Source organism: bacterium (genome assembly GCA_035703895.1).
Taxonomy (GTDB): Bacteria; Sysuimicrobiota; Sysuimicrobiia; order Sysuimicrobiales; family Segetimicrobiaceae; genus Segetimicrobium.
On the sequence record DASSXJ010000279.1, the window covers coordinates 1 to 24,233 of the forward strand.

Sequence of the window (24,233 nt, forward strand, 5' to 3'; positions counted from 1 at the left end):
TGTTTCGCCGATCGGCTGCCCCCGGAGATCTCCAGCTGATAGACATCCACGCTGAATACGCGCACGTCGGTGCGTGCGGGTGAGGTGATCACGCGCACCCGGCCGTCGCGGGTGGTCTCCCAGCGCGTGTCGGAAGGCTTGACCACCTTTTTGCGCGCATCGACGCCGGGCGTCCACAGGCGGGACCAGTCTTCCGGCGGCCCGAAGCGGTCGCCGTCCGCCACAGGGCCACTCCGGCCCTGCTGAATGAGGCCGAGGTACATATACGCCGCCTTCGCTTTCAGGGCCAGCGCCAGCGCGCGCCGCTCGGGGTCGGCGTTATAGTGTTGGTGTACGGAGTCGTTGTGCACGATCACGAGGTCGTCCTTCTCCCAGTCGTACCGCCGGCCGTCGTGGATCTCGTACCCGCGGCCTTCGAGGATATAAAACGCCGCCTCGTTCTGGTGGCCGTGCCCGCGGTTGGCGCCGCCGGGCGCGAGCTCCACGAAGTGCACCTGAAGGGTCTGCGTGAGAAAGGGCTCATCGCCCGGCCCCAGGACCCACGAGGCCCGAGAGCGATCGGAGCCGTCCGAGTAGGCGAGGCTGGCGTGGTCCACCTCTGTCCTGGCGCGGGGAACCCGGGGCGCCGCCCGCTGCCGCCGTCGGAATTCGGCGAGGCCATACGTCTCCGAGGTGATCCCCCGGAGAAACACGCGGCCTTCGTTGTCGCTCACCTGCTTCCACCTCCTGGAGGTGCTGCCGGGTTGAGCCTAATTGTCATATTATTATACTGAACTATCGCGACGAACGCTGTCGCCATTGAGTGGGGACCTTATGGCTGTCGTCTGTCTGAACGGGCTCACGCCGGCTGCGATCACATTCAAGCCGCTGCAGGAAGTCTTGGCGAACACGCCCCTGGTCCTTCACGACCTCGCGGTGTACTCGGACAAGCTGGGCGAAGACTACGGGCTGGAGACCGAATTTGAGGCATTGGAACAGGCGATCGACGCAGCGGGCGATGATCGTGCCCACCTCATCGGCTACTCCGCAGGCGCAAGTGTCGCCATCGGGTACGCACTCAGCAATCCCCGACGCGTTCGCTCCATTGCCGCTGTGGAACCACCGTTCATTGGAAACGATTCGTCCTGGGGCAACGAATATCGAGCATTCCTGACCCGACTCGACCGGGCGCTGATTGAGCTTCAGGGTGCTGAGCGCCAGCGCGCGTTTGTTCGTGCGCTCATAACTCCATGGCGCACTTTGCCGGCTCCAGGTGAGCCTCCTGCCTGGCTGGCGCACCGTTCCCATAGGCAGGAGTATTTATGGCAGAGCCTTCGCCGTACACCTGGCCCTTACGACAACCTCGATCGTCTCTCGTGCCCTATATATGTCCCGGTCGGTGATCAAACTCATCCCGCTTTCAAGGAAATCGCGGAGCGATTGGCGGCAATGTGCAAAGCCCGTGTCGAAGTCTACGCGGAACTGGATCATTTCACGGCAGCCCACCAGGCTCAGCCCGTCCGCTTTGCGCGTGCACTGGGGACGCTCTGGGGGTGAATTCACCCGTGCCGTGCATTAAGAAAATATGAGGAGGCCGTCATGTCGGTGCGCGTCGGAACGCTCGCAATTGACGATGGCGCCCAGGTTTTCTATGCCAAGGATCGGCAGTTCTTCTCGCGGACCGGCATCGACGTGGACATCCGACCGATGCCGAACGGACCTGAGATCGCGGCGGCTGCGGCAGTCGGCGACATCGACGTCGGATTTTCGAATCTGTTCGCGCTTGCCGCGGCCTTCACGCGCGGCGCCCAACTGCGGCTCATCGCTCCAGGTCAGTTGTTTTATGCGGGGGAGCAATCGCTCGCGATAATCGTGCGGACGGATTCTCCGTACCGAACCGGGAAGGATCTCGACGGCAAGAAGATCGGTGTGAGAGTATCCAATAGCCTTGTCGGCGTCGGTGCCAAGGCTTGGGTCGATCAACACGGCGGCGATTCGAATACGATCCAGCTCGTGCATCTCCCGGGAGAGCGACATGCGGAGGCGCTCGAGCAGGGAGAGGTGGATGCCGTCAGCACGTCGCTCACCGACGTCCCGGTGCCGAAGAGGGGGACGAAGCGGATCATCGGTTACCCGACCGACGCGATCGCACCTCGTTTCATCGGTGCCGGATGGTACGCAAGGGCCGATTGGATCGAGGCACATCGCGACGTCGCTCGCCGGTACGCAGAGGCCATCGTGCGGGCGGGCCAATGGGCAAATGCGCATCCAACCGAGTCCGGCCAAATCCTGATGAAGTACACGCACCTGACGCCGGAAGGATTGGGGGCCCTCGGGGAACATCGTGTACGGTATGGCGAGGTGCTTGATCCCGCACTGATCGATCCCCTGATCGCCGTCGCTGCCCGTTACAATGTCATCCCAAAGGTATTTCCGGCGCGGGACCTCGTCGCTACCAACCTCGACCCTTAGAGGCACGCCAGAGGCACGCCCCGCAGGGAACGGCGCCGCTCGGGAGCAATACAGATGTGTGCGAGGACGAATCCCACCCATCGCCGTAGCGATCGCTGCGGTGCTCTTCGCCGCCGTGACCGCCCCCGCCGCGCCTGAGCCGGCAGCGCTCCGATTCGCCGTCGTGGGGGGGAGCCCCAGTTTCACCGCGATCTGGCTGGGGGTCGACAACGGGATCTTCGAAAAGTACGGCGTGCGGGTCACCCCCCAGAAGATGACCGGATCCGTGGCCCTCGAAGCGCTGTTGAGCGGGGACGTCGACATCGCGGCGGACGGCCAAACGATGGTCCAGGCCGATCCGACAGGCGCGAACCTGGCCTTTGTGGGAGCGTTGCAGAACGAGTTTTCGGGGTTCATCGTCTATGCGCAGCCCAACGTGCACTCCTTTCACGCCCTGAAAGGCCAGGTGGTCGCGGGGACGACGCCCGCGGCCACCGCGACGTTCGCGATGAGCAATGCGCTCAGGAAGGCCGGCCTCAACCCCGCGACGGATGTGAAGTGGATCTACCTCGGTACCCCCGCCGGCCAGCTCGCCTCACTGGAGAGGGGCCTGATCGCCGCCGCGGCGCTGACCTGGCCGTCCAACTTCGACGCGGAGAAAGCGGGCCTCAGCAAGCTCGCGGACCTCAAAGCGTGGCACCTTCCCGCCGCCGCTACGAACCTGGCGGTCAAACGCGAGTGGGCCGCCAAGAATCAGCAGACCCTCGTGGCGTTCCTCAAGGGGCTGATCGAAGCGACCGCCCTCGCCAAGTCCGACAAAGCCGCGGCCGGAAAAGTGATCGCGAAGTATCTGCAGCTCGCCGACAAGACGTTGGTGGACGCCGCCTACGCGCGGTTCGCCGACGTGTGGCCAAACCCCCCGTACATCACCAAGGAGGCGGTCGCCGAAGCCATTCGCGATGTCCCGAGCCCCGAGGCCAAGAGACACACCCCGGCCGATTTCATCGACAACGCCGCCCTTGACGCGATCGTGAGCAGCGGCTTCGCGAATCAGTTCATGAAGAAGTAGCGCGGGCTCACGCGGGGCCGTGTCGCCGCGGCGGTCGCGCGGTCGGGGCTGCTGGGGCTCGATGGGCTGTTAGAGGTCGCGGAGATCGGGGCGGTCGACCAGCTCAATCTTGACGCCATCGGGATCACGAATGATGCCGATGCGGCCGATCCCGGTGCCGGCGGGCTTGGGGGTCCCCGGCTCGGCGGCGACCCCCAGAGCTGCAAAGCCTTCGAGGGCGCTGTCCACATTGTCGACCCTGAGAGCGATGTGGCCAAAGATGTCGCCGGTGTCAGGTGTCGGTCGGTGCAACAACTCCACCACGTCATAGTTGAGGTTGAAGTACAGGATGGTGAGGTGCGTCTGCTCGACATACATCTGCTTGAGCGGATTCATGCCCAGCCCGCGGCCGTAGAAGTCCCGTGCCGCGACGAGATCGTTTGCGCGTACCGAGTAGTGGTCGAACGATTTGATGATCCGGTGCGCGATGGGTGCCGTCCGAAAGTCGACCTCGCGCTGGAGGAGCTCAACGCGGGCGCCATTCGGGTCCCCCAGGAAGCCGAGGCGCCCGACCCCCGTGCCGGCGACCTTGGGCTTGACCAGCGGCTCGCATCCGGAGTCGACCAGCGCGCGGTAGTCGGCGTCGAGGTCGTCGGTCATGAACGCGATGTGGGTGATCCCAAAGACCTCGTGGGCCGCCGGCTCGCGACGATGCAGCAGCTCGATCATTCCCCCGGATATCTGCAGGTAGACGACATCGGTTTGGTTGGAAGGGATGACGTTCCGCAGAACCACCTGTGCCCCGAGCACATCCTGGTAGAAGGTGAGGGACTTCTCCAAATCTCGAATGACGATGCCGAAATGGTTGAGTTCATAGATCATGGTGCACCACAGTTCCAGTAGGTTCCACGCTCTACCTGCTCGCGAAGGTCCTCAGCCGGCCGTCTCTCGCGTCGCTGATCACTCAGCCGGCGCCGGTCCACGGCGTCACCGTGATGTCGGGGATGTGGAGCCGGCTCGGACGATCCAGCAGCCAGGCGAAGATCTCCGCGATGTCGGATGGCTGCAACATCAGCGCTCGCTCTTCCCGCGATGGAGGCGTGAGCTTGTGATCCCAGATGCTCGTATTGACCGGGCCGGGGCTCACCGATGTGATGCGAATGCCGGAGTTGCGGTACTCGTCGATGAGGGCGTCGGTCAGCGCTCTGGCCCCAAACTTGGAGGCCGCGTAGAGGCTCACGCCCGCCGTGCTCCTGAACGCGGCGGTTGACAGGACATTGAGGATGTACCCACCCCCGGCCGCCTGGAGATGCGGCAACACCGCCCGGCACATCAGGTACGTGCCGGTCAGGTTCGTGGTGATGATCCGGTTCCACTCTTCGGGGGTCGTGTCCACCAGCCGCCGGCGTGCGTTCATGCTGACGCCCGCGCAGTTGACCAGCACATCGATACGGCCGTATCGTTCCATGACCTCGGCAACCGCGGCCGCGACATCTTGATCCCGGCTCACATCTGCCGCGACCCCCACGACCCGGTCGCGCAGGTGGGCGTCGAGGGTGTCGAGGGCGGCATCGAGTCGCTCCCGGTCGCGGGCGACGGCCGCCACCCTCATCCGCCGAGCGGCAAGGACGCCTACGGTCGCGAACCCGATACCCCGGCTGCCACCGGTCACGATCGCGACCCGCTCCGACACCTGCACCATCACCCCTTGAGCGCTCCCTCGCTGAGCCCCCGGACGAGCACCCTCTGCGAGAGCGTGAAGACGATGACCGCGGGGATGCTCATCATGAGCGACGCCGCCATGAGCTCCCCCCAGCGGATGCCGTTCTCATCGATGAAGAAGGCCAGCGCGACGGACAGCGGCCGCCGATCCAAGCCCTGTGTGAAGACGAGCGCGAACAGGAACTCGTTCCAGGCGAGCACGAACGAGTACATGGCGGCCGCCACCAACGCGGGCTTCGACATGGGCAGCACGATCTGCCAAAGCAGACGCGGGATCGTGCACCCGTCGACCACCGCCGCCTCTTCGATCTCAACGGGGATCCTGTCGAAGAAGCCCTTGACCAACCAGATGGATACCGGGAAGACCACCATCAGATACACCAGGACCAGCCCCGGCAGGGTATTCATCAGGTGGAGATTGCGGAGGATGATGAAGAACGGGACGATTACGACCACGCGGGGAAACAGCTGGGTGAAGAGCACCGACCAGAGCAGGGTGTTGCGACCCGGGAAACGGAAGCGGGAGAACCCGTATCCGCCGAGCACCCCAACCGCCAGGGCGATCGCGGTGGTTGAGGTCGACACGATCAACGTATTGAAGAATCCGCGAATGATCGCGTGGTTGTGGAGGACCGAGATGAAGTGTTCGAAGGTGACCGGATCGGGAATCCACTTCGGCGGGAACGAGTACTGATCGTTCATCGTCTTGAGCGCGGTGCTCACGCCCCAGATCAGCGGCATGATGCTGAAGAAGACGAAGAGGAGCCCAGACGCATAGACCAACGCGTACTGCCCGACGCGGCCGGTCTGTCTCCTGGTGGCGAGCGGCCAGGTCGCCGTCTGGCCGCGCTCGGGCTGCGTCATCGCGGCGCCTGCTTGATCTGGCCGCCCGAGTTGGCGGCGGTGTAGATCGCCAGCAGGGCCAGCGCGCCAAGAAACAGGAGCACGCTCAGGGCGGAGGCCCCGCCCAGGTTGAAATCGGCGAATCCGGCCCTGTAGATCGCCAGGCTCCAGGTCTGCGTTGAGTTCGCGGGGCCACCGCCGGTCATCACGGTCAGGGTGTCAAAGGAGTTGATGGCACTGACCGTCTCCAGGACCAGGGCGATGACGAGAACGCCCTTGACCGCCGGCACCGTGATGAAACGGAAGAGCTGCCACCAGTTGGCCCCATCGACCTCGGCCGCTTCATAGTGCTCCCCGGGCACGCCCTGCAGGCCGGCGAGGATCAGCAGCATGATGAAGGGGAAACCCGCCCAGGAGTACGCGACCATCACGGCCGGAAGCGCCGTGCCCGGATCGCCGAGCCAGTTGTGGGCCGCGCCGGCCAGGCCCCACGCCCTGAGGGTTTGGTCGAGAATACCGGTGTCGCTCTGCAGGATCCAGCGCCAGAGGTTGGCGGCCACCACCGACGGAATCGTCCAGGGCAGGACGACCAACACGCGCATCCAGGTCGTGCCCCGGACCTTGGCATTGAACACGAGGGCGGCCAGAAACCCGAGGATGAAGCGCAGGACGACCGTGCCAACCACCCACCAGATGGTGCGCTGCAGGAGCCTGCCGGTCGCAGGGTTACCGAGGATGTTGATAAAGTTGCCCAGGCCGACGAACGTCGTCTCGAAGGTCGGCAGCCGCACCGTCGAGACACTGAACCATAGGGTCTCGAGCGTCGGATTGACCATCATGACGGCGATGAGCACCACGGCGGGCAGCACCAGAACGTACCCGGGCCCCCATTTCTGCAGCGCGACGCGGCGCCTCGCTGTCAAATCCTCCCCGACATGTACCGGGCGAAGTGCGGAATGGCCACTTCCGGCTCCTCGATCTCCGGGTGCCACGCCTTCTCCCACTCGAAGTCCACGTAGCCGTTGTAGTTCGCCGTCTTGAGCACCTCGAGGAATGAAGGAATGGGTGCCGTTCCTTCACCCGTCAGGACGAGATCGAAGCCCTCCGCGGATGATCGGGTCGAGTCCTTCACATGGACGAGCTTGACGCGTTGACCAAGCTGTGCCCACGTGTAAGCGCCCGACTCTCCGTGCCGGTACGTATGCAGCGTGTCCCAGAGGATCCCGAGGTTCCCGGTCGCCCCGCGAGAGAACAGATCGCGGATGCTCTCAGACGTCGAGAACTGATCGTGGGTCTCGAGCAGGGCTGTCACGCCGCGCGCGCTGAGTTCGTCCGCCACCTTGCTGAGTCCCTTGGCGATCGCGTCGACGGTGGCGTCCCGGTCCTGGTTCCCCGGGATCGGGCCCCCGAAGACTCGGAGGTAGGGAGCCCCCAGCCCTTCGGCGATCCCGCACAGGACCCTCGACGACTCCAGCTGTTTCCGGCGTTCGCCCTCATCGAGTGAGTTCATTCGGACGCTGGTGTCGATGCAGACGACCTGAATGCCGCTGTCGTCGAAGCGCCGCCGGGTCTCGCCGATCGTTCTGGGCGAGAACTCGTCCAGCTTCGGCAGGTCCACCTCGCCGCGCATGAACCGAATCTCCACACCGGAGAAATTGTTGTTCTTGGCGAGTGCAATGACCTGGTCGATGTCGTAGCCGGGACACCCCAGGGTGCTGAATCCGAGTTTGATCACGGCGTGTGCGCCTGGATCGCGTCGATCTGCTTTGCCATGGAATCCGCCGCCTGCTGCGGAGTCAGCTGCCCGACCAGGATCCGTTGCGCTTCCGTGATGATCACCGTCTGGATGCCGGCCCAGTTGGCGATGCCGGGAAGCGACCTGGCGTCCTGCAGGGCCTTCGTGAAGATGGCGTACTTCGGATCATTCCACGGCGGAGCATTATAGACCGACAAGCGCGCCGGGGTGCGGTTCATCAGCTTGCCCATATTCACCGGCTTGGCGAGCCACAGGAGGAATGTCCGAGCGGCGCCCGCGTTCCTGGCACCGACCGGCACGCCCATGGTCCAGCCTCCGGACCTGTTGACTTTATCCGGCGAGAGCACCATGCCCCACCGTAATTCCCGGTGCTTCGAGAGCTCGTCGATAATGTTCGAGGACCCCGTGACCATCCCGAGCTTGTTGGCCTCAAACAGGGGAACGAGGTCGCGGGTCGTCGAGAAATTCGGGGTCCCCTGCGGGGCGACGTGGTATTTGGTGTAGAGGTCGGACCAAAAGGCCAGGCCCTCGACGCTCTTGGGGGAGTTGATCGTCGCCTTAGTGTTGTCCTTGCTGAGGAAATCCCCGCCGTGCGCCCAGATGCTGGCGGCCAAGAGATCCATGACATTGGACGGGTCGCTGATGTCCGCGGCGACACCGACACCGTACTGCCCCGCAATCGTGACCTTCCGTGCGATCTGCAGCATGTCGTTGTAGGTCCAACCGTCGGTTGGATAGGCGACCCCCGCCTTGTCGAAGACCGCCTTGTTGTAGTAGAAGACCGTGGATGAGGCTCGATTCGGAAGGGCGTACAGCAGGCCTTTGTAATGGCTGGCGGCCCAGATCGACGGTGCGTAATCCTTGACGTCCAGACCGTTCGTGTAGCCGACGAGCTGCTGCAGGAGACCCTTGGCGGCGACTGTGGAGACCCAGGTCGCGTCGAGGTCGATCACATCCGGTGGGGTCCCTCCAAGCGCGGATGCGATGAACTTGTCGAGGTACCCGTTGATCGGGAGCGGCTCCATCTTGAGGGTGATCTCCGGGTACTCTTTTGTCCACGTCTCCATGACGAGCGGGACCTGACTCTGCCACCAGCTGCCGACCCACACGGTCACCGTATCGTTGGCCTTGGCGGCGAACGCCGACACGCTCACTGTGAGCATCCCAGCCAGGGCGAGCAGGACGGCGGTACGCAGAGCCGATCTGGTCCGCATGCGGAGTGCTCCTCTCAAATTGACGCCGCAGTCTAACCCGCGCGGGCGGTTCCCCCCCCGGGTCGCGGCGCCGGGGGGTATGTGTTCGCCCCTTCGAGTCGCGCCGCGAGACTCCCTGTTGGCGTCACAGCGTTCCGATGAGATTCCGGGCAAACTCCCGCACGGTCAGGTCGGCTTTATGCCGCAGGATCGGCTGGGCGAACTCTCCGATCTTGCTCGCGAGCACGATGTCGGCCGCCAGGGCGAGCTCGCAGTGGCTCTCGCCGGCTGCGCGCACCTCGAGGCCCATGCTGCCGTAGACCGACCCGGCGCGAGGGTCGCTCAGCGAAATCTCCGCCGTCATGGAGCGGCCGGCCGGATCTCTCCGCACTCGGGCGGTTCCGGTCGCGCGCAGGCGGACCGGCCCGAGCCCGGTCGTCATGCGCACCCGGTAGACCTCCACGTCCTGCTCCGTCGCGGCCCCGTCCGTGCCGGCTCGCGCCGGCTCGACGTCCTCGCATCCGGGAATGCAGCGAATCAGCCGCTCGGTGTCTTGGAGGGATTCCCAGACCTCGGCGGCCGGACGGTCATACGGAATGGAGTAGGAGAACTTCACGGCGCGGCCGCCGGCCCCGGCGCGTCGCGTCCCAGCGCGGCCAGGGCGCGCGCCGTCCACACGCGGGCCATCGCCCGCTTGTACTCGGCGCCGCCTCGGAGGTCTTCCCACGGGTCGATCGCATCGGCCGCGAGGCCCGAGGCTTCCGCGACGCGCGCGTCGGTGAGCGGGTGGCCGCTGAGGTGCGTCTCCGCCGAGCGGATGCGGAGCGGCGTCGCTCCCACCCCCCCGAGCACCAGCGCCGCCGAGCGGCAGACGCCGTTCTCGAGCACGAGCGCACACGCGACGTTCACGGTGCCGTAGTCGTCCTGGCTGCGGGGCGTGAACTTGATGTACGTGGCGCGGAGGCCCGCGGGCGGCGGCGGCAACTCCACTTCCGTCAGCACCTCATCGCGCCGGATCTCGGTCTCCATGAAACCCTTGTAGAACGTATCGAGTGGAAGCCGCCGCGTGCCCTGCCGGCTCGCGAGCGTCACCGTCGCGCCGAGCGCCATCAGCACCGGCGGCAGATCCCCAGCGGGGTCCGCATGCACGAGGTTGCCGCCGAGCGTCGCCACGTGGCGGACGCGGACGTTGCCCACCCCGTGCGCCGTGCGCGCGAGCACCGGGTACGCCGTCCTCAGGGCCGGCGAGTCCTCCAGCTCCTCGAGCCGGCAGGTGGCGCCCAGCCGAAGCCCGCGGTCCCGCCGCGCGTCGATCCCGCGGAGCTCCTGAATGCGCCCCAGGTCGATGACCACGGCGGGAGCGATCAGGTCCTGCTTCATCAGCAGCACGGTGGCGGTCCCGCCTCCGAGGAGGATCGTCTCGTCGCCGGCCCCCGCCAGCCGCTCGAGCGCGTGCTCGAGCCGCTCTGGCGCAACGTACTCAAACGGGTGCATCGTCGCTCTCCACCCCGCGGCTCCCGCCCCGCCGGCCGCCCGGCTCCGACGCAGGGTCCTCCTCCAAGGCGTCTTCGGTCGGGGAGAGCCCCGCCGCCGCCCGGATGGAGCGCACGATCGACTGGTATCCCGTGCAACGGCAGAGGCTGCCCGCCATCCAGTCGGCGATCTCCTCGTTCGTAGGCCGGGGGATCTTCTGGAGGAGCGCGTACGCCGACACGACCACTCCGGGGGTGCAGATGCCGCATTGCAACCCCTCTTGCTCGAGAAACGCGCGCCGCACGTCCAGGAAGCGCCGGAGCCTCCCGGATGGGTCCGCCTCCTCCAACCGTTCCGTCAAGCCCTCGACGGTCCAGACGTCTCGGTCCCGGGCGAGCACCGCAAGCGAGAGACACGAGCTGACCGGGCCGCCGTCAACCAGGACGGTGCAGGCGCCGCACACCCCTACGCTACAGCTCTCTTTCGTGCCGGTGAGCCCCAGCCGGTCCCGCAGGAACTCGATGAGGAGGACGTCCGTCCCCATGCGCGCCTCGACCTCCCGGCCGTTGACCCGCAGGCGGATCGTGGTCTCATGGACCGGCGCCGCGTCAGCCACGCTCAGCCCACCCCCGAGTCGCGTTCCCGCAGCGCGACATAGATCTTCTCGGCGGACAACGGGAGGCTGCGGATCCTCACGCCGACCGCATCGTCCACGGCATTGGCCAGCGCCGCGAGGACGGGGACGTTGCTCATCTCCCCGATCGCCTTGATGTTGTTCGCGCCCACGCCGCGGCCGCCGGTCAGATACGCCACTCGAATGGGCGGCACGTCGCGCATCGACGGGATCTTGTAGTCCCCGAGGTGGGCCGCCTCCACCTTGCCTTCACGGATTCCGAGGTCCTCGGTGAGCGCTTCGCCCAGCCCCATCACGACGCCGCCCTCGATCTGGCCGCGATGCGAGCGGGGGTTGAGCACGGTCGCGATGTCATGGACCGTCAGGATCTCATACACGAAGACCTGTCCGGTCTCCACGTCTACCCCGACCTGAGCGACCTGCGCGCAGAACCCCACGGCCTCGTCTGCGTGGCCCTCGTCCCCCGCCGGACGCCGCAGGTCAATCGCCACAACGAGTGGCTCCTCCCGCTCTGCGGCGAACGCGGCCAGCTCGCCGAGGTCGGCGCTGCGGCCCGAGGCCGAGTCCACCCAGCGCCCCCCCGGCGCCGGGACAATCGTGTCTTCGGGGACGCCGAAGCGCTCTGCGGCCAGGGCTCGGGCCCGCCGACTCAGGAGCCGCGCCGCGCGAAGCGCCGCTTCGCCGGCTGTGGCGGTCACCCGGCTGCCGCCGACGCCTTCGTCATACGGAAGATCCGCGGTGCCGACGTACTGCACCGCGAATCGCGCGGGGTCCATCCCGAGCTCACGGGCGAGCACGGCGCGCAGCATGGTGTGGGATCCCGTGCCCGTCTCGGGCATCGGCACGTCGGCGTATACGCGTCCCGCGGCATCGGCACGCAGCCGGAGGCTTGTGGCTCCCAGCCGCGTGGCTCGAGCGTAGACGGCCACTCCGCGCCCAACGCGAACGGACGGCCGGGCCCGGGCGGGGACGGCGGGCCGGAAGGCCCGCTCGGCGGCCGCGAGCGTCTCCGCACCGCGGACCTCGGGCCAGTGTTCGCCGAGGGGCGTCGCCTCGCCCGTACGCAGCAGGTGGCGTCTCCGGAATTCCCACGGATCGATCGCGAGCCGGCGGGCGGCGATGTCCATCATCGATTCGATCGCAAACACCGTTTGGGGCGCGCCCGGCGACCGTTTGTGCCCGCCTGGAACGCGGTTGGTGTAGACGAGCACGCTCTCGATCCGGAGCGCCGGGATCCGGTAGCAGCAGCCGGCGTCCGCCGCGCCATGCAGGAACGGCCTCGGCCGAAAGCCGGCGTAGGCGCCGACGTTGAACACGGCCCGCACGTCTAGGGCCTCGAGGCGGCCGTCGCGGCTCACCCCGGCGTCTACGGTGATCACGGACGCGTGCCGCGGGTTCCCCGCGGTCAGCTCTTCCGCGTAGCGCATCGTCAGGCGGACGGGACGCCCGGCGCGGCGGGCAAGCGCGACGCAGAGCGGCGCATCCATGGGCGAACCCTTCCCGCCAAAGTCGCCGCCGATCGCCGGCGCGTGGACGTCGACCTGCTGCTCGGGCACGCCGAATGTCGCCGCGAGTTGTGCTCGGAGACGATAGGGGGACTTGGTCGATGCCCACACCTGAATCCGTCCATCGGACTCCACCCAGGCCGTGCACGAGTGGGGCTCGATGTACCCTTGATGGACGGCCGGCGTCGTGAAGCGATCGTGCAGCCGGACAGGAGCGGCGGCGAGCGCGGATTCGACATCGCCGCCTCCGCTCCACACCTGCCGGGCTTGGAGGTTTCGCGGTCCCCCGCGCGGGCTGAGGGCGCCCGCGTAGGCCCACGGCTCCTCGTGCACCGCCGGCGCATCGGGAGCCAGCGCCTCGTCGGGGTCGAAGACGGCGGGCAGGGGAGTATAGGCTACCTGGATGGCTGTCGCGGCGCGGTCCGCCTGCCCGCGCGTCTCGGCGGCGACAACGGCGACGCGTTCGCCGACGAATCGGACCTTCTCCACCGCAAGCACCGGCACGTCGCGCACCAGGCGGCCGTACCGAAGGTCCGCCACGTCACGCCCCACGAGGATGCAGCGCACCCCGGGCATGCGCTCGGCTGCGGACGTATCGATCGCGTTGATGCGCGCATGCGGGTACGGGCTGCGCAGCGCCACGGCGTGCAGGACATCGGGGACGGGCACGTCGGCGGCATAAAGCATCCGGCCTCCAACCTTTAGCTCCCCGTCGATCCGTCCCTGGCGTCCCTCCTCGATCGGCACGAGAATGTCACGGATCATACATCATTAAATACATGTGGCTCGCCCGCGGCTCCTTCAGGGCGGCGTTCCAGGAGGACCCCATCCGTCCGGCGCGAATGACACCGGCGCGGTCTCGAAGGGAGGGAACGGGTCGTGCGTGCATCGTTCGGCAGGCGTCATTTTCTCACGGTGTCGGCGGGTGCCGCCCTCGGGGGACTGCTCGCCGCGGACCGCGTCCCGGTCCAGGCGCAGGGGTTGACCCCCATGAACGTGGGGATGTCGTTTCGCAACCTCGATGCGGTGGCGGCGTGGATCGCGCAGGACAAGCGCTTCTTCGAAAAGTACGGCCTCAACGTCACGATCATCAATATCCAGGGCGGCGCGAAGACGGTGGCCTCGATGGCGGCCGGTGATGTCCCCATTTCGTTCATCGCGGCCGCCGACATCATCAATGCGCACTCCCAGGGGTTTCCGCTGACGATGATCGGCGGGCTGATCAACCGGTTCCCCTACGACTTCGTGGTGGCGAAGAACATCGCCACCCCCGCACAGTTGAAGGGGGCCAAGGGCGCGATCAGCGGGTTTGGCTCGTCGTCCGAATTCGCGACGAAATTCGCCCTGGCAAAGTTGGGGATCAACCCCCAGGATGTGACGCTGTTGCAGGTCGGCGACGAGACTTCCCGCCTGGCGGCGCTCAGCTCGGGCCAGATTCAGTTCACGGTGCTGACGGCCGGGCTCGACCTCGTGGCCTTCGGCATGGGCTTCAAGCCGCTCGTGAAACTCTACACGCTCGACCAGCCCTATCAGCATACGGGGATCGCCCTCAACACCGTGTGGGCGAAGACGCACGCGCCGCTCGTGGATGGGTTCCTCCGGGCCATCGTCACCGCCGATGTCTACCTGAAGAACCCGCTCAACATCGCCGCGGCGCTGGCGCTGATCCACACCCACCTCCCGATCAACGACAGCGAGTTGAAGCAGGGGTTTCAGCTCTACCGGGATCAGTTCTATTCGGTGTATCCGCTGGTCACCGGTCCGGGGATGGAGTTCATCCTGCGCTCGCGGAAGATTGAGCAGCCCGCCGCCGACTTCTACGACAACAGCTACGTGCAGGCGTTGCAGAACGCCAACTTCGCGGCGACCGTCGCGAAGACGCTGTGAGGAGGGCGGCTACTTCCCGTACAGCGTCTGGATGAACCCGCTGCGCTGCAGCTTGTCCACGAACGAGGGGTCGAGCATCGTCCCGACGTCGACACTCTCCTTCATGAGGCCGCTGCTCACGGACTCTTTCACAATCTCCGCGAGGCCGGCCTTACTCGGCGCGGGGACCCGCTGGAAGACATTGACGAAGGACTCGTAGGCGGCATCGACCACCACCGGGTTGGTGTTCTTGAGGTACCTGGCCATGATCTCCTCCGAGAACGCCCGGTCGGTTTTGATGCGGTGCACGCCCTCGGTCATGGCGCGGACCACCCTCGCGACCACGTCCGCATGCGCTTGGATGTACTCGCGCGTCGTCACCAGGCCCGCCGCCTGGTAGGGGATCCCGAGATCGCCGATCCGCGCCAGGACGTGCGCCCCGGCCTGCTGGGCCAGCACGTCGTTGGGGGGGTCGACGACCGCCCCCTGGACCAGGCGCTTCTCCATCGCGGCCACCTGGGCAGCAACCGAACCGACGGCGGTGATCATCACGTCCGCATCCGGGCGGAGTCCCCAGTGCGATAAGGCCTCACGCAGCATGAAGTCATCCGAGGACCCCACCTTGGTCACGGCCACCGTCTTGCCTTTGAGTTGTTCCGGCGCCTGGATCTCCGGGGTCGCCATGAGGACGAACACGGGCTGGTTGACGAAGCCCATGACCATCACGAGGTGCGCGCCGCGGGCGTCCGCGGCGACGACGGCCGGACCCGCCATCTGCACAAACTCGACCCGACCGCTCACGAGCGCCGCGGCCGCCGTCGGGCTGCCCGCCAGGTACGTGAGGTCGACGTCGACGCCGTTGCGCGCGAAATAGCCGCCCTCTTTGGTCACCCATGCCACGGCCTGGGAGCCGGTGACCGCCACCCACAACATGGTGACCTTGGTAGGCGCCGACCACACCGGCGCCGCGGCCCCAGTAGCGGCGGTTCCGAGGAGCACGATGGCCAGCACCCGCGCGCCGCGTTTCGCAAGACGCCCGACGTCGAAGCCCATGGTCATCGAGCCTCCGTGATGACGTCTATGAGCGCGGGCCGTCGCTCCCGCTGCACGTGCCGGACGGCGCGCGCCAACGCCGGGTGCAACTCGGCCGGGTCCTCGATCGGGCCATCGGCGTGGATCCCGAACGCCCGGGCCATCCCTGCAAAATCGACCGGAGGATCGTCGAGGCGCAGCCCGATGTGGGCATTCTCCACCGGCCGCCCTCGCGCCTTTGCCATCAGCACCTGGTGGTCCTCATCGTTGTAGTACGAGCGGTTGTTGAACATGACGATGAGCAACGGGATGCGGTGGTGCGCCGCCGTCCACAGGGCGCTGGGCGTGTAGAGGCAGTCGCCGTCCGGTTGAATGTCGATGCACAATCTGCCGGTGCCCCGATGGGCCAGGGCCGCGCCCATCGCGTGCCCGATGCCGTATCCGACCCCGCCTCCATTCAACGCGCCCACGTACTGGGACGGGTGTGTCCAGTCCCATAGGCGCCGCGTCCAGCCGCGCAGGGTCCGGTTGACCAGCACCCAATCCTCGTCTTTGACTACGTCCCACAGGTCGGCCGCCAGGCGCGGGAACGAGACCGGGCGCGCATCGCGCGCGCGGTCCGCCGCCCTCCGCCATCGGTCCCGCAGGGCGCGGCGCACCGCCTCGAGCCTGGCGCGCCGCTCCCGCCGCCGGCCCTCGCGCTCCCCTCCGGCCAGGACGAGCGGCCGGCAGAGCGCCGTCAACGCGGGGAGGACCACGGTGGTGTCGGCGGCGATGGCCAGATCCACCGGCTGCAGGCGGCCGTAATCCTGGGTCCAAGCTCGGACCGCCAGATCGTCGAGGGAGACGTGAATGATCTTCGTCCCATCCCGGACGAAGGGACGCGCCTGACGGGCCGTCCGGTCGACGGTCCCGAGAGCTTTTTGCAGGTCGAAGACATCGAGCGCCAACACCAGATCCGCGGCGGACAGCAGGTCCTCCTCTGCGCCGGCCAGGTCGAGGGGATGCGTATTTGGAAAGTTGAACCGGCTCCCGAGATCGATCACGGGCAGCGCCAGCAGCTCCGCGAGCTCGACGAGCGATGCGACCGCCCCAGCGCTTCGTCCCGCATAATCGGCCAGCACGACGGGATCGGCCGCTTCGACCAGCCAGCGTGCCGCCACCTCCAGGGCTCGGGGGTCGCCCTGCGCCCGCGCCGGCGGCCCGAACCGGCGCACGTCGGGGATCGGGGGGGGTCCGTCGAGCCGCTGCTCCTGCAGCATGGCATCGAAGCAGAGGTAGACCGGCCCCCGGGGCTCCGTCATCGTGATCCGGTGCGCCCGGATCAGCGACTCCACGATGCTCTCGAGGCTCGCCGGCTGATCGTCCCACTTCACGTAGTCGCGCACGGCCTGGCCTTGCACGAGCGCCGTGTGGATCCAATCGATCCAGGGGCGCCGTTGCTCTGCGGCCATGGGGCCGGTGGCCCCCAGGACCAGGGCGGGCGCGCGGTCGAGCCAGGCGATATAGACGGCCATCGTGGCGTGCAGCAGCCCGACCACGTCGTGGACGATGGCGGCCATCGGCTGCCCCTTCGCCTTGCCGTAGCCGTGGGCGACGGCTACGGCGATCTCTTCATGGCAGCATTGGATGATCTCCGGCCGCGCGTTGCCGCCGTAGTTGACGAGCGAGTCGTGGAGCCCGCGAAACGTGGCTCCGGGATTGAGGGCCGCGTACTCCACATCGAGGGCCGTTAGGAGATCGACGATCAGGTCCGACCCGTACTCAGGCGATCTCCGGGTCCTCGAGCTCACGGCGCCTCCCTACCCACGAGACGCCGGTGCTCACCCCTTCGTTTTCCCCGCCGCCTGCGGGCGTCCCGTGTACTCCGGCGCGTTCTCCAGGTGGACGACCGCATTGTACCCGAGCAACTTGAATAGGCGGTTCTGCGCCGACAGGAGCATGAGGGGTGCCTGCTTGTCGGCATTGACGTGTTGGTGGACCGTGTTGTGCGGCACGTACAGCAGGTCTCCCGGACCGAACTCCCAGCGGGTCGGCTCCTTGGCCACGCGGGCCGCGTAGCGCTCTCCGATCTCGGCCTCCACATCCCAATGCAGGCTGTATCCGGCCCCGGACATCACGTACAGCGCTTCGTCCGCCATGTGCCAGTGCTTTCCCGACCGGCTTCCCGCTGGAATCTCCTGCTGGTACACGTCCATGCTGAATACCCGCACATCGGTCCGTTCCGGGGAGGTGATCACCCGCACCCGGCCGTCTGGCGTGGTCTCCCACCGCGTATCCGAGGGCTTGACCACCTTCTTGCGCTCGCCGACCCCGGCCGTCCAGAGTCGGGACCAGTCCTCGGGCGGACCAAACCGCCCGCCGTCTTCCGCTGGGCCGCCGCGCCCCTGCTGGATCAGGCCGAGATACATATAGGTGCTCTTCGCCTTCATGACCAGCGCGACCGCTTTCTTGCCGGAGTCGGCGTTGAAGTGGCGGTGCACCGAGTCGTTGTGGACTACCACCAGATCGTCTTTCTCCCAGTCGTACCGCCTGCCGTCGTGGATCTCGTAGCCGCGGCCTTCGAGGATGTAGAAGGTCGCCTCGTTCTGGTGTCCGTGGCCGCGGTTGGATCCGCCGGGGAACAGCTCCACGAAATGCATCTGCACGGTTTGGGTGAGAAACGGATCGTCTCCCGGTCCCAGGATCCACCAAGTGCGCGATTGGTCCGAATCTCCCGAGTGCGCGACCTTCGCGTCGTCCACGACGGTCCCCGCTCGCCGCACGCGTGGAGCCGTCCGCTGCCGCCGCCGGAACTCCGAGAGGCCGTAGTGCTCCGACGTGATCCCCCGGAGGAATACGCGCCCTTCACCTTTGCTCACCAGCCCTCACCTCCAGTTCACATTCGCTCCGCGCCGAGAGGGGCGGCCGGTTGCCGGCCGCGGGGGCGCGATCTTCCGAAACGGTTTCCTTCCGTCGTCGCGGTCTCCTGCATCCGCATCATCCGTCAAAGGAATGAAATTTGGGCGCCCCGAAACTGTGCCCCATGCCAGAGCCACGCCGCCTGATCGTCGCGCTGTCAGGATCGACCGGCCCGCACTACGGCGTCCGCCTGCTCGAGGTGCTCCGCGCGCACACCAAGATCGAGACCCATCTCATCTTGACCGCGGCCGCCGGCAAGACGATCGAGTATGAGATGGGCCGGGATCCCAAGACCGTCGCGGCACTGGCGGATGTGGTCCACGATGAGCGAAACATCGCCAGCGCCATCGCCAGCGGCACGTTTGTGACCGACGGGATGGTCGTAGCGCCCTGCTCGATCAAGACGCTGTCGGCGATCGCAAACAGTTTCAACGACACCCTGACCGTCCGGGCCGCCGACGTCTGCCTCAAGGAGCGCCGGAAGCTGGTGCTGGTGGTCCGGGAGACGCCGCTGCACGCGGGGCATCTCCGCCTCATGCTCAGAGCCACCGAGGCCGGCGCGGTGATCCTCCCGCCGATGCCGGGTTTTTATCACCTCCCGAAAACCATCGAGGAGATTCTCGACCACACGGTCGTGAAGATCCTCGACCAGTTCGGCATCCACCTGGACCTGATCAAGCGCTGGAGCGGTCTCCCCTGAGCGCCACGCGTGGGACTCGAAGGCCCCGGCGCCCTCAGCGGGTGAGGAAGGCGGCCGTCGCGGCCGGTCGCCCCGCGCGCTCCGCTGACCCCGTCGAGCAGCGGAAGACTGAGCACCTCAGGCTGGCGACCAGCCGGGATGTGGACGGTCCCCGAGGTCCGGGATGGTCCGACGTCCATTTACTGCACCATGCGCTGCCGAGCGGGGACCTCTCGGCCGTCGACCTCGGTGTGGAGTTCCTGGGGCGTCGACTGCAGGCGCCGCTCGTCATCGCAGCGATGACCGGGGGCCACGCGGGGGCGAACGATGTCAACACCCGCCTGGCTCGCGCCGCGGATCGGTTCGGCCTCGCGATGGGACTGGGAAGCCAGCGGGCGGCGCTGCGCAATCCCCGGCTGGCGCGGACGTACGCGGTGGCCCGCGAGGTCGCGCCTGGTGCGTTTCTCATCGCCAACGTGGGCGCCGCCCAACTCGTGCCGCAGGACAGCGGCCCGGCGCTGACCTCGCACCAACTGTCGGACGCCCTCGCCATGATCGGCGCGAATGCGCTCGCCATCCATCTCAACTTCCTTGAGGAGACCGTGCAGCCGGAGGGCGACCGCCGGGTCACCGGATTGCGGGAGGCGCTCGCCGCTGTCGTCGCGTCGCTCCCCGTCCCCGCGATCGCGAAGGAGACCGGCGCGGGGATGTCCCGGGCGGTCGCGCTCGACCTACGCGCGTTGGGGTTCCGGGCGCTCGACGTCGGAGGCGCGGGGGGGACGAGCTTTGCGGCGATCGAGACGGCCCGGGCCGAGGCGCACGGAGATCTTCGGCGGGTCATGCTCGGCAAGGTCTATCGCGACTGGGGGATCCCGACCGCGGTCTCGGTCGTCGCCGCCGGTGCCGCCGGGCTTCCCATCATCGCCACGGGAGGGGTGCGCACGGGGCTCGACGCCGCGAAGGCAATCGCGCTCGGGGCCTCCGCGGTGGGGGTGGCGCGCCCGCTGCTCGCGGCCGCGTTAGAGGGGGATGCGGCCCTCGAGGCCTGGATCACGCAGTTCTTGGAGGAGCTCCGGGTCGCCATCTTCCTGAGCGGGGGGGCAGCCGTCGCGGACCTTCGGGCGACGCCGAAGGTGGTGCTCGGAGAGACGCGACGCTGGATCGAGGATATCGGGGGAGGCCGGTCATGAGCAGGACCGGGAAGGCCATCTCCACGACGATCGGGATGGTCATCGGAATGGCGCTACTGGGAACGGGTGCGGGTGACGCTCTGGGCGCGGGATCCACGCCACTCAAACTCGTCTACGCTCAGGCCAGCGCGGCATTCACGCCCGTCTTCGTGGCTCAAGATCAGGGCTTCTTCGCCAAGGAGGGCCTCGACGTCGGCTTCGCGCAGGTCACCGGCAGCAGCGCCGTCGCGACGCTCACGTCCGGCGAGTCGCAGGCCCTCGTCGTCGGCGCGACAGAGGTCGCAGACTTCGACGCCACCGGTGGCGACCTCGTGATGGTCGCCGCGGGCTCCAACTACCCCGTCTTCTCCCTCTACGTGAACAAGAGTGTGCGGTCGGTGCAGGACCTTGTGGGCAAGAAGATCGCGGTCACCAGGACCGGCACGTCGACCGACACCACCGCGCGCATCATCCTGGAGCACTTCGGGCTCACCGGGAAGGTGGAGATCTTGACCTCGGGGGGGACGCTGTCGGGCATTCTGGCCGCCATGAGCGCGGGCATCGCAGCCGGCGGCATCCTGTCTGCGCCGACCACGGCGCAGGCCGAGGCGGCCGGTTTCAAGGAGCTGGTCAACGGCGTCGGCCTGGGCATTCCCATGACCCAGAGCGCGCTCACGATCAAGCGATCGTATCTGGCGCAGAACCGGGACGTGGTGCTTCGCCTGGTGCGGGCCTACGTGGCCGCCTGGGCGTACATGCGGAATCCCTCAAACGAGGCGGGGACGGAGAGCGCCATCGCGCATTACACGCGGGCGACCCCGGAGCAGGCGGCCGTCGCGTACAAGGCATTCTCTCCGGTCTGGAAGGACAAGGTCCCGCGGGTGGATCCGAAGGGTGTGATGAACGCCATCCGATTCAGCGCCAGCCCGCAGGTTCGCAAGATGACCCCGGCCTCGCTCGTCGACGACTCACTGCTTCAGGAGCTGGTCCGTTCAGGATACATCAAGTCCCTCTACCCGGAGTAGACACACGAGCGTTTCAAGAGGGGGAAGCGAAAGCCACACGGACAAGCTACGCGCGAACCGCCTCAACGACGTCCGCTGAGGCGTTTGTCCGAATGACCTTCGTTAACCTGAGGCCCGCCGATGCGAACAGGGCACGGAATTCGGCCTCCGTACGCTCCTGGCTTCCAAGCAACAACAACATAAGGATATCTAGCATCTTGCCGGGGCTGGGTTCATTGCCAGGAGGAATGACCTGATCTATCACAACCAGCTTGCCATTTCTCGCCATCGCTCGGCTGCAGTTTTTTAGGATCACCAGTGCCCGCGCGTCCGGCCAATCATGGATGATCTTCGAAAGAATATAAGCGTCGCCGCCTTCTGGCACTGATTTGAAAAAGTCTCCGGCCACCACCTCGCAGCGACTCGCGAGTCCTGCAGCCTCGATTTGCGCTTTTGCACCTTCGATCACGGACGGGGTGTCGAAGAGAACCCCCCTCATTCTCGGGTAGGCATTCAGGATCATCGAAATAACCGCACCGTGGCCGCCTCCCACATCGACGATCTTGCGGATCTCAGAGTAGTCATAGGCGGAGATCACCTTCCGGTAGTCAACATTCTAAGTTTCCGTCATGAATTCGTTGAATGTGGCAGCGGCTTCGGGGTTCTGCTCAAGGTAGTGGAAGTATCCGGTACCGTAGATCTGGTCGAACGCGACCTCGCCCGTCTTCACACTGGAGAGGAGAGAGCCTAGGATGTGATGGTATTCCTCGCCGAACGTGATCGCGGTAAAGCGCCGTGAATTGGCAACGCCGGTCTGAAGACACGCCGCGAGAGGGGTCAGGTCAAACCGGCCGTCCTCACGCTCAGTAAATATGCCGATGCTCGCGAGGGCCCGCATCACCCGATAGAGAGAGCGGCTATGCACACCAGCGACCATCGCCATCTCTTCGCAACTCTTCGGGCCCTCCTTCAGCATGTCGGCGATGCCAAGCTTGGCCGCTACGTAGATCAGTTGCGAGACCCGGTTGCCGGTTATCATGCGAGCGAGTGCCATGTGGGGCGCCATATCGCTTTGTTTCTCTGAGCAACTACTGGGCTGGGATATCATCGTGCGCCCCCTTCACTTTGGATCAACATCAGCGTTGCGGGGTCCGATTACAAGCGGTATTAGTACCAACTCAATTCGACGGATAGCGACGCAAGAAGTGATCCCGACGCCTTGGATCCTCCGCTATCTCTTTGATGAGCCGGTTCCTTTGTTCGAGCCAGCGCATGAGGTACCATCTAACGAACAGGGCATCAACGGCGGTGCCAATGGGTCCGAGTGGACTGCGGAAATCGAGGTGGTCGGTCATGAGGGTCGTATTATTGACGCGCTCAAAGAAGTGATCGTGATCGAAGCGCTCGAAGTAGCCGGCCACGACCGAATCGCGAAAATGATTCGGCCGGTCGAAAGCGCGAATTTCCGTAGTCATCTCCTGCCACCATAAATGCTTGGCCCGCCAAGTCACCCGTTCATTCGGGCCGATAAGGCCCGACGTTACCCCGGCAACCGCTTGCTCACCGGAGCGCTGGGCAATGTAGACATGAACATCAATCGACCTTGAGAGATCGAAGCATACATCGATTGGTGCCTTTATCTCTGTACGCAGAGTTATGATCGGCATCGCCATCACGTCCGCTGGGTTGGATCGAGGATCGGTTCGGGACAGACGAGCTCGGGCGGGATCAGCTCAGCCGCGTCATCACAGCGGCGCCGATCGCCTTTTATGAAGGATGACTCTGATGCCACAGACATTCTCTCGGTCATTTGCGCTGTTGTTCGTACCAGGGTCCTTGGGCGCGCGAGCACAGTTGAGCCCACCCATTGCACGCGAAGAGCTTTACGCAGTCTCGTGTTCTAGACGTCGTGCGCGTCGCGCTTAGAGGAGGCGGCAGTGGTTCGGATACCATCGGCGTAGGTGGTGCCCGCGAAGCCGAGCTCCCTGGCGAATTTGCTGGAGTCGAAGAGGTACGGCGAATCGCTCTGATAAAGCATTTCGTAGGATTCCGCGACCAGCGGATTGAACCATCCTGCAATCCGGATCACGGGCCTGCTGAGAACGCGATATTTTGGCGCAACGCCAAACTCCTTCGCGGCCAAGGCAACAAACTCTTTTCCGGTGAGTGGATTGGGCGTGGTGGGGACATGCCAAGTCTGATTCCAGGCGGTTGCCCGTTCGGCAAGTTGTACCAGGCTTTGCGCGGCGTCCGGCGTGTAGGTAAAGGAGTGCGGAACAGAATCATTCACGAGCCATGACGCTTTCTGTTTCCGGGCGAAGGGCTCGAAGACGAGAAGATTAGGCACGCCGTTGCGCGTTGCGGGACCGTAGAAATCGGCGGAACGTGCAATCATGGCGGTGAGGGCGCCTGACTTCCACTCATTGATGAGGGTGGTGGCAATCTTCGCGCGGATTTCGCCTTTCTTGCTGCAGGGGTTGAAGTGAGTCTCCTCGGTCATGGGACCGCTGACCTTGCCATACATGTACACGTTGTCAAAGAAGATGAGTTTTGCGTTAGCGCGCTTGCAGGCTTCGATAGTGTTGCTCATGACGCGCGGCCACATTTCCTGCCAGAGCTTGTGATCGTACTTGAGACCAACGAGCAGATACACAACGCTGGAGCCAGCGACAGCGCGGGTGGTTTGGTCTTTGTCCGCGAGATCGGCGGCAAGTGTTTCGGTCGCGCCGGGAGTCTCCCGCGGAGTGCGGCCAACGAGGCGGAACGGCTGATTCCTTGCCGCGAGAAGTTTAACGAGTTCGTTGCCAATGGCGCCGCCTGCTCCGAGGATGGTGATCATTCAGATCCTCCCTTTTGTGCGTACAGAAGGTGGAGAGTATCTGAATTCGCCACGTCGTGGTGGAACGCAAACAGCGGCGTCAAGAATTTAGAGCTGCATCGTTTCACGTAGGTCCCGAGGCTGAGCGAACGGACGAGCA

The 24,233-nt window shown here is 65.9% G+C and carries 25 protein-coding genes; 7 read left to right on the plus strand and 18 right to left on the minus strand.

Annotated elements, in window-relative coordinates:
* Window positions 1-713 (minus strand): cupin domain-containing protein (locus VFP86_18530; GenBank protein ID HET9001644.1); only part of this gene is annotated, 713 nt, incomplete at its 3' end.
* Between the two features lie 100 nt (window positions 714-813).
* Between VFP86_18530 and VFP86_18535 the strand changes: the two genes are divergently transcribed.
* From VFP86_18535 to VFP86_18545, 3 genes are read left to right on the plus strand one after another with little or no spacing between them, the layout of a single operon-like run.
* Window positions 814-1,536 (plus strand): alpha/beta hydrolase, encoded by a 723-nt coding sequence (locus VFP86_18535; GenBank protein ID HET9001645.1) that lies wholly within the window; start codon window positions 814-816, stop codon window positions 1,534-1,536.
* Window positions 1,537-1,578: 42 nt separating this feature from the next.
* Window positions 1,579-2,451: an ABC transporter substrate-binding protein gene (locus VFP86_18540; protein ID HET9001646.1), complete on the plus strand. Its 873-nt coding sequence runs from the start codon at window positions 1,579-1,581 to the stop codon at window positions 2,449-2,451.
* 58 nt (window positions 2,452-2,509) lie between these two features.
* Window positions 2,510-3,499, plus strand: coding sequence for an ABC transporter substrate-binding protein (locus VFP86_18545; protein HET9001647.1), 990 nt, complete (start codon window positions 2,510-2,512; stop codon window positions 3,497-3,499).
* Between the two features lie 69 nt (window positions 3,500-3,568).
* On the opposite strand, the gene VFP86_18550 is transcribed toward VFP86_18545, so the two are convergent.
* From VFP86_18550 to VFP86_18595, 10 genes are all read right to left on the minus strand, one after another.
* Entirely contained in the window at window positions 3,569-4,360 is a 792-nt protein-coding gene (locus VFP86_18550; GenBank protein ID HET9001648.1) for a VOC family protein, read from the minus strand.
* Window positions 4,361-4,442: 82 nt separating this feature from the next.
* On the minus strand, window positions 4,443-5,180 hold the full coding sequence (locus tag VFP86_18555; GenBank protein HET9001649.1) for an SDR family oxidoreductase: 738 nt from the start codon (window positions 5,178-5,180) through the stop codon (window positions 4,443-4,445).
* A complete protein-coding gene (locus VFP86_18560; GenBank protein ID HET9001650.1) occupies window positions 5,180-6,064 on the minus strand; it encodes a carbohydrate ABC transporter permease in 885 nt (294 codons plus the stop codon). The genes VFP86_18555 and VFP86_18560 overlap by 1 nt, the downstream gene beginning before the upstream one ends.
* The gene (locus tag VFP86_18565) at window positions 6,061-6,966 is read right to left on the minus strand and encodes a sugar ABC transporter permease (GenBank protein ID HET9001651.1); all 906 of its coding nucleotides are present in this window, start codon (window positions 6,964-6,966) and stop codon (window positions 6,061-6,063) included. The genes VFP86_18560 and VFP86_18565 overlap by 4 nt, the downstream gene beginning before the upstream one ends.
* Window positions 6,963-7,778: a sugar phosphate isomerase/epimerase family protein gene (locus VFP86_18570; protein HET9001652.1), complete on the minus strand. Its 816-nt coding sequence runs from the start codon at window positions 7,776-7,778 to the stop codon at window positions 6,963-6,965. Before VFP86_18570 ends, VFP86_18565 begins: the two co-directional genes overlap by 4 nt.
* Window positions 7,775-9,013: a sugar ABC transporter substrate-binding protein gene (locus VFP86_18575; protein HET9001653.1), complete on the minus strand. Its 1,239-nt coding sequence runs from the start codon at window positions 9,011-9,013 to the stop codon at window positions 7,775-7,777. The genes VFP86_18570 and VFP86_18575 overlap by 4 nt, the downstream gene beginning before the upstream one ends.
* A gap of 124 nt (window positions 9,014-9,137) precedes the next feature.
* Entirely contained in the window at window positions 9,138-9,608 is a 471-nt protein-coding gene (locus tag VFP86_18580) for an SRPBCC domain-containing protein (GenBank protein HET9001654.1), read from the minus strand.
* Window positions 9,605-10,486 (minus strand): xanthine dehydrogenase family protein subunit M, encoded by an 882-nt coding sequence (locus VFP86_18585; protein HET9001655.1) that lies wholly within the window; start codon window positions 10,484-10,486, stop codon window positions 9,605-9,607. Before VFP86_18585 ends, VFP86_18580 begins: the two co-directional genes overlap by 4 nt.
* Window positions 10,473-11,081 (minus strand): (2Fe-2S)-binding protein, encoded by a 609-nt coding sequence (locus VFP86_18590; GenBank protein HET9001656.1) that lies wholly within the window; start codon window positions 11,079-11,081, stop codon window positions 10,473-10,475. Before VFP86_18590 ends, VFP86_18585 begins: the two co-directional genes overlap by 14 nt.
* A 2-nt stretch (window positions 11,082-11,083) precedes the next feature.
* Entirely contained in the window at window positions 11,084-13,369 is a 2,286-nt protein-coding gene (locus VFP86_18595; GenBank protein HET9001657.1) for a xanthine dehydrogenase family protein molybdopterin-binding subunit, read from the minus strand.
* A gap of 114 nt (window positions 13,370-13,483) precedes the next feature.
* Between VFP86_18595 and VFP86_18600 the strand changes: the two genes are divergently transcribed.
* Window positions 13,484-14,491 (plus strand): ABC transporter substrate-binding protein, encoded by a 1,008-nt coding sequence (locus VFP86_18600; GenBank protein ID HET9001658.1) that lies wholly within the window; start codon window positions 13,484-13,486, stop codon window positions 14,489-14,491.
* Window positions 14,492-14,500: 9 nt separating this feature from the next.
* Here the strand turns inward: VFP86_18600 and VFP86_18605 are convergent, their stop codons facing one another.
* The 3 genes from VFP86_18605 to VFP86_18615 are packed head-to-tail and all read right to left on the minus strand — an operon-like array spanning window position 14,501 to window position 18,363.
* Window positions 14,501-15,529, minus strand: coding sequence for an ABC transporter substrate-binding protein (locus VFP86_18605; protein HET9001659.1), 1,029 nt, complete (start codon window positions 15,527-15,529; stop codon window positions 14,501-14,503).
* Entirely contained in the window at window positions 15,526-17,295 is a 1,770-nt protein-coding gene (locus VFP86_18610) for a thiamine pyrophosphate-dependent enzyme (GenBank protein HET9001660.1), read from the minus strand. Before VFP86_18610 ends, VFP86_18605 begins: the two co-directional genes overlap by 4 nt.
* A 30-nt stretch (window positions 17,296-17,325) precedes the next feature.
* Window positions 17,326-18,363, minus strand: coding sequence for a cupin domain-containing protein (locus VFP86_18615; protein ID HET9001661.1), 1,038 nt, complete (start codon window positions 18,361-18,363; stop codon window positions 17,326-17,328).
* Window positions 18,364-18,527: 164 nt separating this feature from the next.
* Between VFP86_18615 and VFP86_18620 the strand changes: the two genes are divergently transcribed.
* The 3 genes from VFP86_18620 to VFP86_18630 are packed head-to-tail and all read left to right on the plus strand — an operon-like array spanning window position 18,528 to window position 21,276.
* On the plus strand, window positions 18,528-19,103 hold the full coding sequence (locus VFP86_18620; GenBank protein HET9001662.1) for a UbiX family flavin prenyltransferase: 576 nt from the start codon (window positions 18,528-18,530) through the stop codon (window positions 19,101-19,103).
* A 41-nt stretch (window positions 19,104-19,144) separates the two neighbouring features.
* Entirely contained in the window at window positions 19,145-20,272 is a 1,128-nt protein-coding gene (gene fni, locus VFP86_18625) for a type 2 isopentenyl-diphosphate Delta-isomerase (protein HET9001663.1), read from the plus strand.
* Window positions 20,269-21,276, plus strand: a complete 1,008-nt coding sequence (locus VFP86_18630; GenBank protein HET9001664.1) for an ABC transporter substrate-binding protein — start codon at window positions 20,269-20,271, stop codon at window positions 21,274-21,276. Before fni ends, VFP86_18630 begins: the two co-directional genes overlap by 4 nt.
* Window positions 21,277-21,322: 46 nt before the next feature.
* Here the strand turns inward: VFP86_18630 and VFP86_18635 are convergent, their stop codons facing one another.
* The 4 genes from VFP86_18635 to VFP86_18650 form a co-directional block, all read right to left on the minus strand.
* Window positions 21,323-21,853 carry a methyltransferase gene (locus tag VFP86_18635; GenBank protein ID HET9001665.1) on the minus strand — a complete coding sequence of 177 codons (531 nt, stop codon included), beginning with the start codon at window positions 21,851-21,853 and terminating at the stop codon, window positions 21,323-21,325.
* 18 nt (window positions 21,854-21,871) lie between these two features.
* A complete protein-coding gene (locus tag VFP86_18640) occupies window positions 21,872-22,309 on the minus strand; it encodes a methyltransferase dimerization domain-containing protein (GenBank protein HET9001666.1) in 438 nt (145 codons plus the stop codon).
* Between the two features lie 124 nt (window positions 22,310-22,433).
* Window positions 22,434-22,928: an SRPBCC family protein gene (locus VFP86_18645; protein ID HET9001667.1), complete on the minus strand. Its 495-nt coding sequence runs from the start codon at window positions 22,926-22,928 to the stop codon at window positions 22,434-22,436.
* Window positions 22,929-23,155: 227 nt separating this feature from the next.
* The gene (locus tag VFP86_18650; GenBank protein HET9001668.1) at window positions 23,156-24,094 is read right to left on the minus strand and encodes an NAD-dependent epimerase/dehydratase family protein; all 939 of its coding nucleotides are present in this window, start codon (window positions 24,092-24,094) and stop codon (window positions 23,156-23,158) included.
* Window positions 24,095-24,233 lie beyond the last annotated feature (139 nt).